At 63.5% G+C, this 15,040-nt stretch carries 16 protein-coding genes; 8 read left to right on the top strand and 8 right to left on the bottom strand.

Going from position 1 to position 15,040, the window contains the following annotated elements; all coding sequences use genetic code 11:
• The first annotated feature begins 1 nt into the window (after position 1).
• The 4 genes from ABEA07_RS23835 to rlmD all read left to right on the top strand — a co-directional run bounded on the left by ABEA07_RS23835 (position 2) and on the right by rlmD (position 4,324).
• The gene (locus ABEA07_RS23835; protein ID WP_345541406.1) at positions 2 to 778 is read left to right on the top strand and encodes a protein-L-isoaspartate(D-aspartate) O-methyltransferase; all 777 of its coding nucleotides are present in this window, start codon (positions 2 to 4) and stop codon (positions 776 to 778) included.
• A gap of 11 nt (positions 779 to 789) precedes the next feature.
• Positions 790 to 1,731 carry a peptidoglycan DD-metalloendopeptidase family protein gene (locus ABEA07_RS23830; RefSeq protein WP_345541405.1) on the top strand — a complete coding sequence of 314 codons (942 nt, stop codon included), beginning with the start codon at positions 790 to 792 and terminating at the stop codon, positions 1,729 to 1,731.
• A gap of 8 nt (positions 1,732 to 1,739) precedes the next feature.
• Positions 1,740 to 2,777, top strand: coding sequence for a sigma-70 family RNA polymerase sigma factor (locus ABEA07_RS23825; protein ID WP_345540988.1), 1,038 nt, complete (start codon positions 1,740 to 1,742; stop codon positions 2,775 to 2,777).
• Between the two features lie 107 nt (positions 2,778 to 2,884).
• Positions 2,885 to 4,324, top strand: a complete 1,440-nt coding sequence (gene rlmD, locus ABEA07_RS23820) for a 23S rRNA (uracil(1939)-C(5))-methyltransferase RlmD (protein WP_345540987.1) — start codon at positions 2,885 to 2,887, stop codon at positions 4,322 to 4,324.
• 51 nt (positions 4,325 to 4,375) lie between these two features.
• Here rlmD and ABEA07_RS23815 read toward each other — a convergent pair whose 3' ends face one another.
• Positions 4,376 to 5,077, bottom strand: a complete 702-nt coding sequence (locus ABEA07_RS23815) for a Bax inhibitor-1/YccA family protein (protein WP_345540985.1) — start codon at positions 5,075 to 5,077, stop codon at positions 4,376 to 4,378.
• 176 nt (positions 5,078 to 5,253) lie between these two features.
• Between ABEA07_RS23815 and ABEA07_RS23810 the strand changes: the two genes are divergently transcribed.
• Positions 5,254 to 5,661, top strand: a complete 408-nt coding sequence (locus ABEA07_RS23810) for a GlcG/HbpS family heme-binding protein (protein WP_345540984.1) — start codon at positions 5,254 to 5,256, stop codon at positions 5,659 to 5,661.
• 194 nt (positions 5,662 to 5,855) lie between these two features.
• On the opposite strand, the gene hemP is transcribed toward ABEA07_RS23810, so the two are convergent.
• From hemP to bfr, 6 genes are all read right to left on the bottom strand, one after another.
• On the bottom strand, positions 5,856 to 6,068 hold the full coding sequence (gene hemP / locus ABEA07_RS23805; RefSeq protein WP_345540982.1) for a hemin uptake protein HemP: 213 nt from the start codon (positions 6,066 to 6,068) through the stop codon (positions 5,856 to 5,858).
• A gap of 101 nt (positions 6,069 to 6,169) precedes the next feature.
• Complete coding sequence (locus ABEA07_RS23800) at positions 6,170 to 6,583, bottom strand: ExbD/TolR family protein (protein ID WP_345540981.1); 414 nt, start codon at positions 6,581 to 6,583, stop codon at positions 6,170 to 6,172.
• An 8-nt stretch (positions 6,584 to 6,591) separates the two neighbouring features.
• Positions 6,592 to 7,305: a MotA/TolQ/ExbB proton channel family protein gene (locus tag ABEA07_RS23795; protein ID WP_345540980.1), complete on the bottom strand. Its 714-nt coding sequence runs from the start codon at positions 7,303 to 7,305 to the stop codon at positions 6,592 to 6,594.
• Positions 7,306 to 7,324: 19 nt separating this feature from the next.
• Positions 7,325 to 8,017 (bottom strand): energy transducer TonB, encoded by a 693-nt coding sequence (locus tag ABEA07_RS23790; protein WP_345541404.1) that lies wholly within the window; start codon positions 8,015 to 8,017, stop codon positions 7,325 to 7,327.
• A 98-nt stretch (positions 8,018 to 8,115) separates the two neighbouring features.
• Complete coding sequence (locus ABEA07_RS23785; RefSeq protein WP_345541403.1) at positions 8,116 to 8,388, bottom strand: (2Fe-2S)-binding protein; 273 nt, start codon at positions 8,386 to 8,388, stop codon at positions 8,116 to 8,118.
• Between the two features lie 195 nt (positions 8,389 to 8,583).
• Positions 8,584 to 9,060 (bottom strand): bacterioferritin, encoded by a 477-nt coding sequence (bfr, locus tag ABEA07_RS23780; RefSeq protein WP_345540978.1) that lies wholly within the window; start codon positions 9,058 to 9,060, stop codon positions 8,584 to 8,586.
• 229 nt (positions 9,061 to 9,289) lie between these two features.
• Between bfr and ahpC the strand changes: the two genes are divergently transcribed.
• Both ahpC and ahpF read left to right on the top strand, forming a co-directional pair.
• Positions 9,290 to 9,862, top strand: coding sequence for an alkyl hydroperoxide reductase subunit C (gene ahpC / locus ABEA07_RS23775; RefSeq protein WP_345540976.1), 573 nt, complete (start codon positions 9,290 to 9,292; stop codon positions 9,860 to 9,862).
• Positions 9,863 to 9,945: 83 nt separating this feature from the next.
• Positions 9,946 to 11,520: an alkyl hydroperoxide reductase subunit F gene (gene ahpF / locus ABEA07_RS23770; protein ID WP_345540975.1), complete on the top strand. Its 1,575-nt coding sequence runs from the start codon at positions 9,946 to 9,948 to the stop codon at positions 11,518 to 11,520.
• An 8-nt stretch (positions 11,521 to 11,528) separates the two neighbouring features.
• Here the strand turns inward: ahpF and ppsR are convergent, their stop codons facing one another.
• Positions 11,529 to 12,350: a posphoenolpyruvate synthetase regulatory kinase/phosphorylase PpsR gene (gene ppsR / locus ABEA07_RS23765; RefSeq protein ID WP_345540974.1), complete on the bottom strand. Its 822-nt coding sequence runs from the start codon at positions 12,348 to 12,350 to the stop codon at positions 11,529 to 11,531.
• A gap of 193 nt (positions 12,351 to 12,543) precedes the next feature.
• On the opposite strand from ppsR, the gene ppsA reads away from it, so the two are divergent.
• A complete protein-coding gene (gene ppsA, locus ABEA07_RS23760) occupies positions 12,544 to 14,937 on the top strand; it encodes a phosphoenolpyruvate synthase (RefSeq protein ID WP_345540973.1) in 2,394 nt (797 codons plus the stop codon).
• Positions 14,938 to 15,040 lie beyond the last annotated feature (103 nt).

Here is a 15,040-nt window from a genome sequence, read left to right as displayed (position 1 = left end):
CATGGCAAGCCAAAGGCCCGGGTTTCCGGTGCGGCTCACACCGACGGCATCGGCGGCGACGCGTGGCAGGACTTCGGCCGTGCCCGCCAAGCCGGTCGTCGTGAACCAGACACCCTCCATGGCATCGGATGCGGTGCGCGCACGCATGGTCCAGCGGCTGACCGCCCAGGGAGTCGCCGACGTCCGTGTGCTGCGGGCCATGAGCGCGGTCGAGCGACATCGCTTCGTTGACAGCGCATTGGTCAACCAGGCCTACGAAGACACCAGTTTGCCGATCGGGCTCGGCCAGACCATTTCGAAGCCCAGCGTGGTCGCACGCATGATCGAACTCCTGCTCGGTGCGCCGGCGTTGGCGAACAAGCCCGGCGACCGCCTCGGGCGCGTGCTCGAAATCGGCACGGGCTGCGGCTACCAGGCCGCGGTGCTGAGTCATGTGGCCACCGAGGTCTACAGCATCGAGCGCTTGCGTGGCCTCCACGAGCGTGCGCGCACCAACCTGCGACCGTTCCGGCTGGCCACGGTGCATCTGCTGCTCGGCGACGGGATGGTGGGCTATGCGAAGGGCGCGCCCTATGCCGCCATCATCGCGGCCGCGGGCGGCGAAGCGGTGCCGGAAGCCTGGCTCGCTCAGCTCGCGGTCGGCGGGCGCATCGTCGCACCGACCCAGTCATCCAATGGAGGACAGGCCCTCGTCGTCGTTGACAGGACGGCACGCGGACTCGAGCGGCGCGTCCTTGAGGCGGTCCACTTTGTCCCCCTAAAATCGGGAATTGCTTGAAGGAAGAACACATGCAGGGTATTGGCAATCGAGGCTGGCTCGCCGGCGTAACGCTGCTGGCCGCACTCTTGATTGCGGGATGTGCCGCCAAGCGCGGCCCGGTTCCAGTCGAGGATCGCGGCACCATGGCCAACGCGCCGGTGTCAGCAGCGCCAGCAGTCCCCGGCGTTCCCCCCATCACCACCGACCCGTCGGGCAAACCCCTGCCGGGCATCGAAAACTACGGAAAGCCCGGCTATTACGCCGTGCGGCCGGGCGACACCATCCGCCGTATCGGAACGGAGACCGGCCAGAACTGGCGTGACATCGCGCGCTGGAACAATCTCGACAATCCGGACCTGATCGAGGTAGGGCAGGTGCTGCGCGTGATCCCGCCGGTCGGCGCTGCGGGCGTGCCGGCCATGCCGCCTTCGACAGATGTGAAGACTGCTGCACCGTCGATGAGTACGCCGCCTGCTGCAGCCGCGCCCGCCGTTGCGGCGCCTGCTCCGGCTGCTGCTGCTGCTGCGAGCGCGGCGGCCAAGCCGACACCGGCGATCGTTACCGCGTCCCCGGCAACGCCGGCGGCAACTGCTTCGGGCGACGAAGACGTGGGCTGGATCTGGCCCGCGCAAGGCTCGCTGATCGCGGGCTTCGACGAAGCGAAGAACAAGGGCCTGGACATTGGCGGCAAGGCTGGCGACTCCGTGCTGGCCGCTGCCGACGGGCGAGTCGTCTATGCGGGTGCGGGTCTGCGCGGCTATGGCAACCTCATCATCCTGAAGCACAACAATACCTATCTCACTGCCTACGCCCACAATCGGACGCTGCTGGTGAAGGAGGACCAATCGGTCCAGAAGGGACAGAAGATCGCCGAGATGGGCAGCAGCGACGCGGATCGCGTGAAGCTGCATTTCGAGATCCGTCGGCAGGGCAAGCCTGTCGACCCGGCGCGCTACCTGCCCGCCCGCTAGGACCATGCATGGCTGCCTCTCGCTCGCGCCGCGCCCTGGTCGTGCGGCGCGCGGCGGGCCAGAGCGATGGTGCGCCGCCCATCGAGCCATCTGTCCGTGCGGCTGCGGCGGATGAGGCGTCAGCCGAAGGGATCGATGTCGAAGCGGTGCAAGAGCGCGCCAGGGCAGGCGTGCCTCTCGATATCAACGGCGAAGGCGGCGACTCTCTGACGCTGTACCTGCGCGAGATCCGTCGCACCGAGTTGTTCTCGCCTGAGGAGGAATACCGCACTGCCTGTGCGGTGCGCAACGGGGACTTCGAGGCGCGGCAGTCGATGATCGAGCACAACCTTCGACTGGTCGTGAACATCGCCAAGGGCTATCTTGGGCGGGGTGTGCCGCTCGCCGACCTGATCGAAGAAGGCAACCTGGGCCTGATGCATGCGATCAACAAGTTCGAGCCCGAGCGTGGATTTCGCTTCTCGACCTATGCGACCTGGTGGATCCGCCAGTCGATCGAACGCGCCGCGATGATGCAGGCGCGCGCCATCCGTCTGCCCGTTCACGTGGTACGGGAACTGCAGCAGGTGATGCGGGCGCGGCGCACGTTGGAAGGCGATGCCGATTTCGTCGCCCGCCGGCCCGATGGTGTACGCGTGGAAGACGTGGCCGCCTTGCTGGGCCGCGAGGTTCAGGCCGTGGCAGAGCTGATGGCGCTGGCGGAGGCGCCGCGCTCGCTCGATGCCGGCAGCGAGCGCAGCGAGGACAGCTTCAGCCTGGCCGACACGGTCGCCTCCGAAGACGAGCACAGCGATCCCACCGGCATCACCCAGACCCATGAGGTCGAGAAGCTGCTCGACCGGTGGATCCTTGCGCTGAGCGAACGCGAACGGGAGGTGCTGGAAGGGCGCTACGGCCTGCATGACCGCGATCCGGAGACGCTCGAAGTCCTGAGCGTGCGGCTCGGCCTCACGCGTGAGCGTGTCAGGCAGATCCAGAACGAGGCCCTGGCGAAGATGAGGCGGCAACTGGCCCGTGCGGGCGTGCACCGCGATGCGCTTCTCTAGCGACCGTACCGAACGGCTCGCGCGGCCCTGAGACAATGCGTGCATGTGTTCAGCGGGAGTCCGATGGGAGTCCAGCGTACTTCCATCTACAGGACCAACGTGTGCCAATGAAAGATTCGACATCAAGGAAAGAGGCCCGGCAGGAACCTCATGACGAGGAATGGCTGCGGGTCGAGTCGCTGGACCTCGATGCGCAAGGGGTCGCGCACAAGGACAACGGCATGGTGGTTTTCATCGAAGGTGCGCTGCCTTTCGAGGAAGTGCAGCTCAAGGTCCACCGCCGGAAGAACAACTGGGAGCAGGGCACGGTGACGGCGATCCGCAAGGAGTCTTCGCAGCGAGTGCGTCCTGGGTGCCCGCATTTCGGGCTGCACCCCGGCGCATGCGGAGGGTGCAAGATGCAGCATCTGGACGCGGCTGCTCAGGTGGCCGTAAAGCAGCGCGTGCTCGAGGACAACCTTTGGCATCTGGGCAAGGTGAGGCCGCAGAACATGCTGCGGCCGCTCGAGGGGCCGGCCTGGCACTACCGGTACCGCGCGCGCCTGTCGGTGCGCCATGTCGTGAAAAAGGGCACAGTCCTGATCGGCTTTCACGAGCGCAAGAGTCGGTACCTCGCGGACATGCAGGTGTGCCCCGTGCTGCCGGCGCGCGTGAGTGCGATGCTGATGCCGCTGCGCGCCCTCATCGGGTCCATGGACGCCCGCGATACCTGTCCCCAGATCGAGCTGGCGTGCGGCGATGCAGAGGATGGCAGCGGACTCGGCGCGATCGCGCTGGTCCTGAGGCACCTTGAGCCTTTGTCCGCGGCGGACGTCGCGCGTCTCAAGGCGTTCTCGGCCACGCATGAGGGTGTGCAGTGGTGGCTGCAGCCGAAGGGTCCGGAGACTGTGCACCTGCTGGAGCCGGGCGGTCTGGTGCTCGCATATCGGCTGCCCGAGTTCGGCATCATCATGCCCTTCAAGCCCACCGATTTCACGCAGGTCAATGCACACATCAATCGCGCGCTGGTGGGGCGCGCCTTGCGGTTGCTGGACGTGCAACCGCAGGATCGCGTCATCGACTGGTTCTGCGGCCTGGGCAATTTCACTCTTCCTCTGGCGACACGCGCGCGCGAGGTGCTGGGAATCGAGGGCAGTGAGACGCTGGTGGTTCGGGCCATGGAGAACCTCGAGCGCAATCGACCCGCAGTGCCGGGGCGAGGCGCCTTGGCGCCGACGCGCTTCGTTGCGCGCAACCTGTTCGAGATCTCGCCGGCGATGCTTGTGGCTGACGGCGCCGCGGACCGATGGCTGGTCGATCCACCCCGTGAAGGGGCCTTCGCACTCGCCAAGGCGCTGGCAGATTTGCAGCAGCAGGATGAGTTGCCCAGGAACGGTTGGACGCCGCCCCGGCGGATCGTCTATGTGAGCTGCAATCCCTCGACGCTGGCGCGCGATGCCGGTCTGCTGGTGCATCAAGCGGGATACCGCTGCACCTTCGCCGGCGTCGTCAACATGTTCCCGCATACTGCGCACGTCGAGTCCATCGCGGTGTTCGACCGGGCATGAAAAAAAGGGGCCGAACGGCCCCCTTTTCGATGGCTTGGATTGGAAGACGCTTCAGTCGCGCTCGCCCCCGAAGATGCCGAGCAGTGCGAGCAGGCTCTGGAACACGTTGAACATGTCCAGGTACAGCGCGAGGGTGGCGCTGATGTAGTTGGTTTCGCCGCCGTCCATGATCTGCTTGAGGTCATAGAGCATGTAGGCCGAGAAGATGGCGATTGCGGCGACCGAGATCGCGAGCATGCCGGCCGTGGAGCCCACGAACACGTTGATGATCGCGCCGGCCATCAGGACCAGTGCGCCGACGAACAGCCACTTGCCCAGCCCGGACAGGTCACGCTTGATGACGGTGGCAAGCGATGCCATCACGAAGAACACGCCGGCAGTGCCGCCGAAGGCCGTCATGATCAGCTCGGAGCCGTTCTTGAAGCCCAGCACCATCGCGAGCAGACGCGACAGCATGAGGCCCATGAAGAAGGTAAAGCCCAGCAGCACCGGGACGCCCGCGGCCGAGTTCTTGGTTTTCTCGATGGCGAACATGAAGCCGAAGGCACCGCCCAGAAAGACGATGAGGCCGATGCCGCCGCTGAGCGAGCGGGTGATTCCGGTGGCGACCCCCAGCCAGGCGCCCAGCACGGTGGGCAGGAGACTCAATGCGAGCAGCCAATAGGTGTTGCGCAGTACGCGCTGACGTTCGGCCTGCGGCAGCGCCTGGCCATAACCGACCGAGGTGGCAAGGGTATTGACGCGATCGTTCATTGCTGGAGCTCCTGGTAGTGCCTGCGAGGTCGCAGTTGCGGCCATTCTAGGAGGCTGCAAGGGGCATTCCAGGCAAAGACCCAACGGATCATGGCTTTAAACCATGGCCGGACTTGGCAGAAGAGGCAGGGCGGGACGGCGCTATGCTTGACGTCTTTGCTCAATTTTCGAACGCCATGAAAACCAAGTCCTATCTCGAACTCGCCGACGTCAAAGCCATCGCCGCCGCGGCCGAAGCCGAAGCGCTCAAGAACAGCTGGGCCGTGACGATCGCCATCGCCGACGATGCCGGCAACCTGCTGTGGCTGCAGCGTCTGGACGGCGCGGCGGCCATTTCGTCGCACATCGCTCCGGCCAAGGCCCATACGGCTGCCCTTGGACGGCGCGAAAGCAAGGTCTATGAAGACATGATCAACGGGGGCCGAACATCCTTCCTGACTGCGCCAGGCATTGAAGGCCTGCTCGAGGGCGGGGTGCCGATCGTCAAGGATGGCCAGGTCATTGGCGCCGTGGGCGTCAGCGGCGTGAAGTCCAACGAGGATGCCCAGATTGCCAGGGCCGGAATTGCCGCTCTCGGGCTTTGAGCCCGGTCAGTCCAGATAAGCAAAACGCCGACCTTCGGGTCGGCGTTTTGCTTTGGTTTTTGTGGCTGGTTCGGCGTGGAAAAAACGCTTGGCTAGTCGGCACGAGACCGTTGGCTAGCAAAAACGACCCTTTGGAGATGCGCTTCTCCTCGAGTCGCCCCACGATGAAATCTGCGCGGAAGGCGAGTTGACCACTATTTGGTGAGAATCAGCTTGCCGAGTTTGGTGGCCTGGAGCCTATAGCGGGCGCCGTTGTGCATGATGTAGACGATCTTGCCTTCGCCGAAAAGCTCAGCACTTTCGAGCTGAGCGATAGGCGAGGGCGCTTCCCGACTGGGACGGCCACCGCCCGCATGATCGAGCGAAGGATGGCTCAGGACATCGAAAGCATTGGGCGCAGCTGGCATCGGTGTTTCCCTTCATCGAGATGACAAGAGAATGATAATGATTCGCAATAAGAAGTCAATCGGTGCGGGGATTTTTTCAGCGCCCTACACCTATTCCAGGCTCAGTTGGTCTGCGGCTCGGTGATGAAGCCGATCTTGCGGACGCCCGCTTCGCGCGCTGCCGACATGGCTTGGGCGACCCGTTCGTAGCGCACCGCCTTGTCGCCGCGGATGTGCAACTCTGGCTGGGGCTCCTTGGCGGCTTCTGTCGCCAGCCGCGTCTTCAACTCGCTGTCTTCGATCTTCTGCTCGTTCCAGTAGTAGCTGCCGTCTGCCGCTACGGTAAACAAGATGTTCTGCGGCTTCGTCTGCTCCGGCTCGCTGCTGGCGCGGGGCAGGTCGATGTTCACGGCGTGCTTCATCACCGGCACGGTGATGATGAAGATGATCAGCAGCACCAGCATCACGTCGACCAGCGGCGTCATGTTGATCTCGTTCATCACCTCGTCAGGCTCGTCCTGTGTTCCGAAGGCCATGGTGTCCCTCAGCCCTTCTTGAGTGCGACGACGGTAGCCTCACCGCCGCTCTGGACCCGTGCGCCGGTGACGAAGTAGGCGTGCAGGTCATGGGCGAAGCTGTTGAGCTTGGTCAGCACGAACTTGTTGCCGCGCACCAGCGCGTTGTAGCCGAGCACGGCCGGAATCGCGACGGCCAGGCCGAGCGCCGTCATGATCAGTGCCTCGCCAATCGGCCCGGCCACTTTGTCGATGGTGGCCTGGCCAGCCGAGCCGATGCTCATCAAGGCATGGTAGATGCCCCACACTGTCCCGAACAACCCGATGAAGGGCGCGGTCGAGCCCACGGAGGCGAGAATCGCCAAGCCCGTCTGCAGTCGCGCCGTGAACTCGTCGATGGTGTTGCGCAGGGCGCGGGTGATCCAGTCGCTGACGTCGAGCGCGTCGTGCAGATGAGCCTTGGTGTTGCGATGGTGCGCTGCGGCTTCTCGGCCCTCCAGGGCGAGGGCCCGGAAGGGATTGGTGTCGTCCTTTCCAAGCTTGTTGAGCGCGGTGGCAAAGTCTTCGCTATGCCAGAAATCCTGCGAGTGCTTGGCGAGGCGCTTGTACCGGATGATGTCGACTGCCTTGATGAGGATCACGATCCACGATGCCAGCGACATGCCGATCAGAAGCACGGCCACGGACCGGGTGACGAAGTCGCCCTGATTCCAGACGTTCATCAGGCCAAAGTGGGAATCCATACGACGCTACTCCAGAGAATTAATTGAGAACCCAGTTGATCGGGACGCTGAAATCCATTTCTTCGACGACCCCGTTGCGCTTGCCGGGCACGTAGCGCCAGCGCATGACGGCGGCGATCGCCGCCTCATCGAGGCGCTCGTAGCCGCTGGACGTTCGAATGACGGCTCGCTTGGGCAGTCCGTCGACGCCGATGGTCACGCGCACGACCGATTTCCCCTGTTCGCCGAGACGCCTGCTCATGGTCGGATAGGCCGGCTTGGGATTCTGCAGGTAGTCGGCGTCGCTGGACGGCAACTGGATGGAAGGTGGCGCCGGTGCTGCGGGCGGTGGCGCCGGCGGGGCGGGCGGCGCGGGCAGCGCTATGGGCGCTGGCGGCGGCGGAGGTTCGATGGTCCCGACTGGCGCGCTCGGCGCGGGCGCCGGCTTGGGCTCGCGGACGGCCTGCGGCCGCGGGGGAGGCGGGGCCTTTTTGACCTGAGGCTTCTGGGGCGGCGGTGGTGGGGGAGGTGGCGGAGGTTCCTTCGGCTTCGGCGGTTCAATGAACTCGCTCAGGATCTGGACGGGGATGACCACTTCCGCCGCGCGTCGAAGAAGGCCGCTCTCCAGCACCCACAATGCCGCCACGTGGAAGAGCACCACACCGCTTGCGATGAGCGCATTGCGCGACAGGCCAAGAACGGACGGGGACGAAGAGAAGCGCTCAGACACGATCAAACATTCGAATGCCCGGCACCGATCACGGGTGCCGGTCAGGGGAACCGCTGGCTGCTACTTGCGGAAGATCCACCAAGCCGAGCCGGTCACGACGATCACGCTGATGCCGAGTGCCGAGAAGAGTTCCATGCCCTGCTTTCCGTGATGGCGCTGGCGAGCTGGATCGGTCTCGGCTCCGTCTCACGGCAAAGTGCCGCGGTCGGATGGGAGGCGCTGCACTGGGCAACCACGTCGCGCGCGCAGCTCTCGCACTGGCCGCACTGCGTGGCGACCCCGAGTTCGAGCTGGACTTCGTCGAATGTCATCCCGGCACGCACGTGACGTGCGATCTCGCGATCTGACACTCGGCGACATACGCATACGATCATGGCGTTGGAACGGCAGGCTGGCTGGCTATGGTTGACGGCTCGATTATAAATAAGAATCCATCGCATTTGCAATAACTATCGTTGCAGCTTTGCATGCCTTCGCGGTTTTGGCCAGCCCACTCCAGTTGGACCAAAAAAAAACGGGGCACGAGGCCCCGCATGAGTGTGACTGCGTGAGTCTTGCTCTTCTGACGTCTACTCGGTCTCGCCCATTTGGGACTGAAGATAGTTCTGAAGGCCGACTTTGTTCACCAGTTCGATCTGCGTCTCGAGGAAGTCGATGTGCTCTTCGGTGTCCTCCAGGATGCCCTGCAACAGGTCACGCGAAACATAGTCGCGAACCGCTTCGCAGTGGGCGATGCCATCCTTGATGGTGGCCTGGGCGCCGACCTCGGAGGCCAGGTCGCACTGGAGGATTTCCGGAACGTCCTCACCGACGCGAAGCTTGGCCAGGTCCTGCAGGTTCGGGAGGCCGTCGAGCATGAAGATCCGGTCCATGAGTCTGTCGGCGTGCTTCATCTCGCCAATGGACTCTTCGTACTCTTTCTTCGCCAGCTTGTCCAAACCCCAGTGCTTCAGCATCCGGTAGTGAAGGAAGTACTGGTTGATGGCCGTGAGCTCGTTCTTGAGCTGGGCTTGCAAATGGATGATGACTTGAGGGTCGCCCTTCATGGTTGTTCCTTGTTCTAGAAAGGGGCGATTGTGGGTGGGCCCCCGGCCCCCAGCAAGAGAACCCATGCTGTCCCAGTCTGCATGCGTTTGATGGTGATAGGCGTTCGTATTCGCCCGGCCGAGTCATAGTGCAGCGCAATACCATATATAGGGTATTGCTATCAGACTATGGATTCCAGTAGGTATAATGATCACTCGCTTGTTTTATCAGTCACTAAGGAACCACTGCATGTCCCTGATCAATACCGAAGTTGTCCCATTCAAGGCCACCGCTTACCACAACGGCAAATTCGTGCCTGTCAGCAACGAGAGCTTTAAGGGCAAGTGGTCGGTCGTTGTCTTCTACCCGGCCGACTTCACTTTCGTTTGCCCCACCGAACTCGGTGACCTGGCTGACAACTACGCCGAATTCCAGAAGCTGGGCGTTGAGATCTACGGCGTGTCGACCGATACGCACTTCACCCATAAGGCATGGCATGACACGTCCGACACCATCGCGAAGGTCCAGTACCCCTTGATCGGCGACCCGAGCCAGCAACTGGCACGTGCCTTCCAGGTCCTGATCGAGGAAGGCGAAGACGCCGGCCTCGCTTATCGCGGCACCTTCGTGATCGATCCCGAAGGCAGGATCAAGACCATCGAAGTGCATGACAACGGCATCGGCCGTGACGCCAAGGAACTGCTGCGCCGCGTGAAGGCTGCCCAGTACGTGGCCGCCCATCCGGGTGAAGTCTGCCCGGCCAAGTGGACCGAGGGCGCCGATACGCTCAAGCCGTCTCTCGACCTGGTCGGCAAGATCTAAGCCGCTCGTTCGCGCCAGGCCCGGGCGCGATTGCTCCCGGGCCTTTCCATTTCTGTTTCGCATCTCCAAGGAACGGGTTCACCATGCTCGACGCCAGCACCAAAGCACAACTGAAAAGCTATCTCGACCGCATCACGCAGCCGATCGAAATCGTCGCTTCGCTCGATGACGGCAAGGCGTCGAAAGACCTGCAATCGTTGCTGAAGGACGTGGCGGAGTCGTCGTCGCTGGTAAAGATCATCGAAAGCCACGACGACAACCATCGCAAGCCTTCGTTCTCGATCAATCGACCGAGCCAGAACCATGGCCCGCGCTTTGCCGGTCTTCCGATGGGGCACGAGTTCACCTCTCTCGTGCTGGCGCTGCTGCAGGTTGGCGGGTACCCGCCGAAGGTGGAAGAGGGCCTGCTCCAGCAGATCCGCTCGCTGGAAGGTGACTTCGAGTTCGAGATCTACATCTCCCTTACCTGCCACAACTGCCCGGACGTCGTCCAGGCCCTTAACCTGATGGCAGTGCAGAACCCGCGCATCAAGGCCACGATGATCGATGGCGCGCTGTTCCAGGATGAGGTGAAGGAGCGACAGATCATGGCCGTGCCTACCGTGTTCCTCAACGGCACAGAGTTTGGTCAGGGTCGCATGAGCCTCGAAGAGATCCTCGCAAAAATCGACACCAGCGGCGTGGAGCGTGAGGCGCATAAGATCGCAGCAAAGGACCCGTTCGACGTGCTCATCGTCGGCGGTGGCCCGGCCGGCGCCGCTGCCGCAGTGTATGCGGCGCGCAAGGGCATCCGCACGGGCGTGGCTTCTGAGCGCTTTGGCGGTCAGGTGCTCGACACCATGGGCATCGAGAACTTCATCTCGGTCAAGGAGACCGAGGGGCCTCGTTTCGCGTTGGCGCTCGAGGAGCACGTGCGCCACTACGACGTCGACATCATGAACCTGCAGCGCGCTGCGGCGCTGGTGCCGGGCGACGACTTGATTGAGATCAAGCTCGAGAACGGCGCATCGCTGAAGAGTCGCTCGGTCGTGATCTCGACTGGCGCCCGCTGGCGCAACATCAACGTACCGGGCGAGAAGGAATACAAGAACAAGGGCGTTGCCTACTGTCCGCACTGCGACGGCCCGCTCTTCAAGGGCAAACGCGTGGCGGTGATCGGTGGCGGCAACTCGGGCGTCGAGGCTGCGATCGATCTGGCAGGCATCGTCGGTCATGTGACGCTCGTCGAGTACGACACCCAGCTACGCGCGGACGCGGTGTTGCAGCGCAAGCTCAGGAGCCTCGCCAACGTCGACATCATCACCAACGCGCAGACCACCGAGATCACCGGCGACCAGCAGAAGGTCAACGGCCTGGTCTACAAGGACCGTGCGACGGGCGAGAGCCGCCGGATTCCGCTGGAGGGTGTATTCATCCAGATCGGCCTGGTGCCCAACACCGACTGGCTGAAGGGCACGGTCGAACTGTCGAAGCACGGCGAGATCGTGGTCGACGCCAAAGGCCAGACCTCGGTGCCCGGGGTGTTCGCAGCGGGTGATGCAACGACGGTGCCCTTCAAGCAGATCATCATCGCCGCCGGCGATGGAGCGAAGGCGGCACTCGGCGCCTTCGACCATCTGATCCGCGTTTCAGCGCCGAGCGAAGCCTCTGCGGCATAAGCGACTCCCTAATAGGTCAATCGCTCCGGACGCAGTTCTTGCAGGATGGTGGTGGCGATCTCCTCGATCGACTTGGTGGTGGTGGAGAGCCAACGGATGCCGGCGCGCCGCATCATGGCCTCCGCCTCACTTACTTCATGGCGGCAATTCTCGATGCTGGCATAGCGCGAGTTCGGGCGGCGCTCGTTGCGGATTTCGCTCAGCCGCTCGGGTTGGATGGTGAGGCCGAAGATCTTCTTGCGATGCGGCATCAGCGCCGGCGGCAGTTGCCGACGCTCGAAATCTTCGGGGATCAGCGGGTAGTTGGCCGCTTTCAGGCCATGCTGCATTGCCAGGTAGAGCGAGGTGGGCGTCTTGCCACTGCGGCTGACGCCCACCAGAATCACGTCGGCGTTGTCCAGGTCGCGATTGCTCTGGCCATCATCGTGCGCAAGGCTGAAATCGATGGCCTGGATCCGGGCGTTGTATTCTTTGCTCTTGCTCACGTCACTGAAGCGGCCGATGCGGTGGTTCGACTTCATCGCAAGCTCGATCTCCAGGGGGCGCACGAAGGTGCCGAACATGTCGAGCAGCATGCCTCTGCAGCCTGTTTCGATCACCTCCAGCACGTCCATATTGGCAAGGGTGGTGAAGACGATGGGCCTTAATCCCTCCACCTCCGCCGTGTGATTGATCCGTCGCACTGCCTGGTGCGCCTTGTCCACCGTGTCGGTAAAAGGCAGCCGAACGTGGCGTGGCTTGATCTCGAACTGTGCCAGGACGGCGTTACCGAAGGTTTCGGCGGTGATGCCCGTACCGTCGGAAACGAAGAAAACTGTACGTGTATGCATGCTTGGCGGCCTTGTCCTGCGGTGCGCCGACCCGCTCGGCGCCTACAATCCGGGCCATTATCGGGAATGCTGACCGCGTTTCCCGCCACTTCATGCCTTCTCACATGCACGCCGCCCCTGCGCCCAGAGCAACCAGAACGATCGCGCCGCGCCGCCTGCATGCCGCACCGGTTTCAACTTCTGGAGCTTTCCCATGTCTCAACTCTTCGAAGCGACCGCCCTGGTCGTACCGTTTGAAAACCTGAGGATGACCGATGTCGAGGCTGTCGGCGGCAAGAACGCCAGCCTCGGCGAGATGATCTCGCAACTGCCGCAGGGGGTGCGCGTGCCCACGGGCTTTGCGACGACCGCCCATGCCTTTCGCGAATTCTTGGCCTTCGACGGCTTGGCCGACCGCATCAGTGCCAAGCTCAAGGACCTGAATACGGAGGACGTCCGCGCCCTGGCCGCGGCCGGCGCCGAGATCCGCGCGATGGTGGAGGCCCAACCTTTCCCGGCGGACCTTGAAAAGGCGATCCGCGAGGCTTTTGCCAAGCTGAGCGCCGGCAATCCCGAAGCTTCTTTCGCCGTGCGTTCGTCCGCGACCGCGGAAGACCTGCCCGATGCCTCCTTTGCCGGCCAGCAGGAGACCTTCCTCAATGTGGTGGGCATCGAGGACGTGCTCCACAAGATGAAAGAGGTGTTCGCCTCCCTCTACAACGACCGCGCCATCAGCTACCGCGTCCACAAGGGCTTCGCCCACGACGTCGTGGCGCTCTCTGCTGGCGTGCAACGCATGGTGCGCAGCGACCTGGGCGCTGCGGGCGTCATGTTTACCATCGACACCGAGTCGGGCTTTGAGGACGTGGTGTTCATCACCTCCAGCTATGGCCTGGGCGAGACGGTGGTGCAAGGAGCGGTGAATCCTGATGAGTTTTACGTGCACAAGCCGATGCTCAAGGCGGGCAATCGCGCGGTGATCCGGCGCAACCTGGGCTCCAAGCTGATCCAGATGGAATTCAGCACCGCTGCCGAGAAAGCCGCCACCGGCAAGCTGGTCAAGACCACCGACGTTCCCGCCGAGCAGCGCAACCGCTATTCCCTGACGGACGCCGAGGTCGAGCAACTGGCCCGGTACGCACTGGTCATCGAGCAGCATTACGGCCGGCCGATGGACATCGAATGGGGCAAGGACGGCACCGACGGCCAGCTCTACATCCTGCAGGCCCGCCCGGAGACGGTGAAGAGCCAGCAGCAGGGCAAGGCCGAGCAACGTTACAAGCTGCTGGGCAAGGGGGCCGTGCTCGCTGAGGGCCGCGCGATCGGCCAGAAGATCGGCACCGGGCCGGTTCGCCTGGTCCACAGCATCAGCGAGATGGACAAGGTACAGGCCGGCGACGTGCTGGTCACCGACATGACCGATCCAAACTGGGAGCCGGTGATGAAACGGGCCTCTGCCATCGTGACCAACCGCGGCGGGCGCACCTGCCACGCGGCGATCATTGCGCGCGAACTGGGCATCCCCGCGGTTGTCGGGTGCGGCGACGCCACCGATTTGCTCAAGGACGGCACCCTGGTCACGGTCAGCTGCGCCGAGGGCGACACTGGCTTCATTTACGACGGCCTCTTGGAGACCGAAGTCACGGAGGTCCAGCGCGGCGAGATGCCCGAGATCGACCTCAAGCTCATGATGAACGTGGGCAACCCGCAACTGGCGTTCGACTTCGCCCAACTGCCGAACCACGGCGTGGGCCTTGCACGGCTCGAGTTCATCATCAACAACAACATCGGCGTGCACCCGAAGGCCATCCTCGACTACCCGAACGTCGACGCCGATCTGAAGAAGGCGGTGGAGTCGGTGGCACGCGGCCATGCCTCGCCGCGGGCCTTCTACGTCGACAAGGTGGCCGAAGGCATCGCCACCATCGGTGCGGCCTTCTGGCCCAAGCCGGTGATCGTGCGCCTGTCGGATTTCAAGTCGAACGAGTACCGCAAGCTGATTGGCGGCAGCCGCTATGAGCCGGAAGAGGAAAACCCGATGCTCGGCTTCCGTGGGGCGGCCCGCTACCTGAGCGAGGGTTTCGGCGAAGCCTTCGCGATGGAATGCGAGGCGCTGAAGCGCGTGCGTGGGGAAATGGGTCTGACCAACGTGCAGATCATGGTGCCCTTCGTCCGCACCTTGGGCCAGGCCAAGCGCGTGACCGAGCTGCTCGCCGACCATGGCCTCAAGCGGGGCGAGAACGAGCTCAAGCTGATCATGATGTGCGAGGTGCCCAGCAACGCGGTGCTGCCGGAGCAGTTTCTGGAGTACTTTGACGGCTTCTCGATCGGCTCGAACGACCTGACGCAGCTCACCCTGGGACTGGACCGCGATTCCGGGCTGGAGCTCCTGGCGGCCGACTTCGACGAACGCGATCCGGCGGTCAAGTCGCTGCTGACCCGCGTGATCAAGGCGTGCAAGTCGCAGGGGAAGTACGTGGGCATCTGCGGGCAGGGCCCCAGCGACCATCCCGACTTCGCGGCCTGGTTGGCGGAGCAGGGCATCGAATCGATCTCGCTCAACCCTGACAGCGTGATCGACACCTGGCAGCAGCTGGCGCAGCGCTAAGACGGGCTTCGGTGGGTCAGGGTTCCCCGCCGAAGTACAACTTTCCTCACAACTTCGAGCTGAAGTTGTGATGTCAGCATGGTGCAACGGGAGTCAAAACAAC

Origin of the sequence: Variovorax defluvii, from assembly GCF_039541515.1 — a bacterium.
GTDB lineage: Bacteria > Pseudomonadota > Gammaproteobacteria > Burkholderiales > Burkholderiaceae_C > Variovorax > Variovorax defluvii.
Note: the sequence above shows the minus strand (reverse complement) of the source record. Positions and strands in the feature narration are given on the sequence as shown.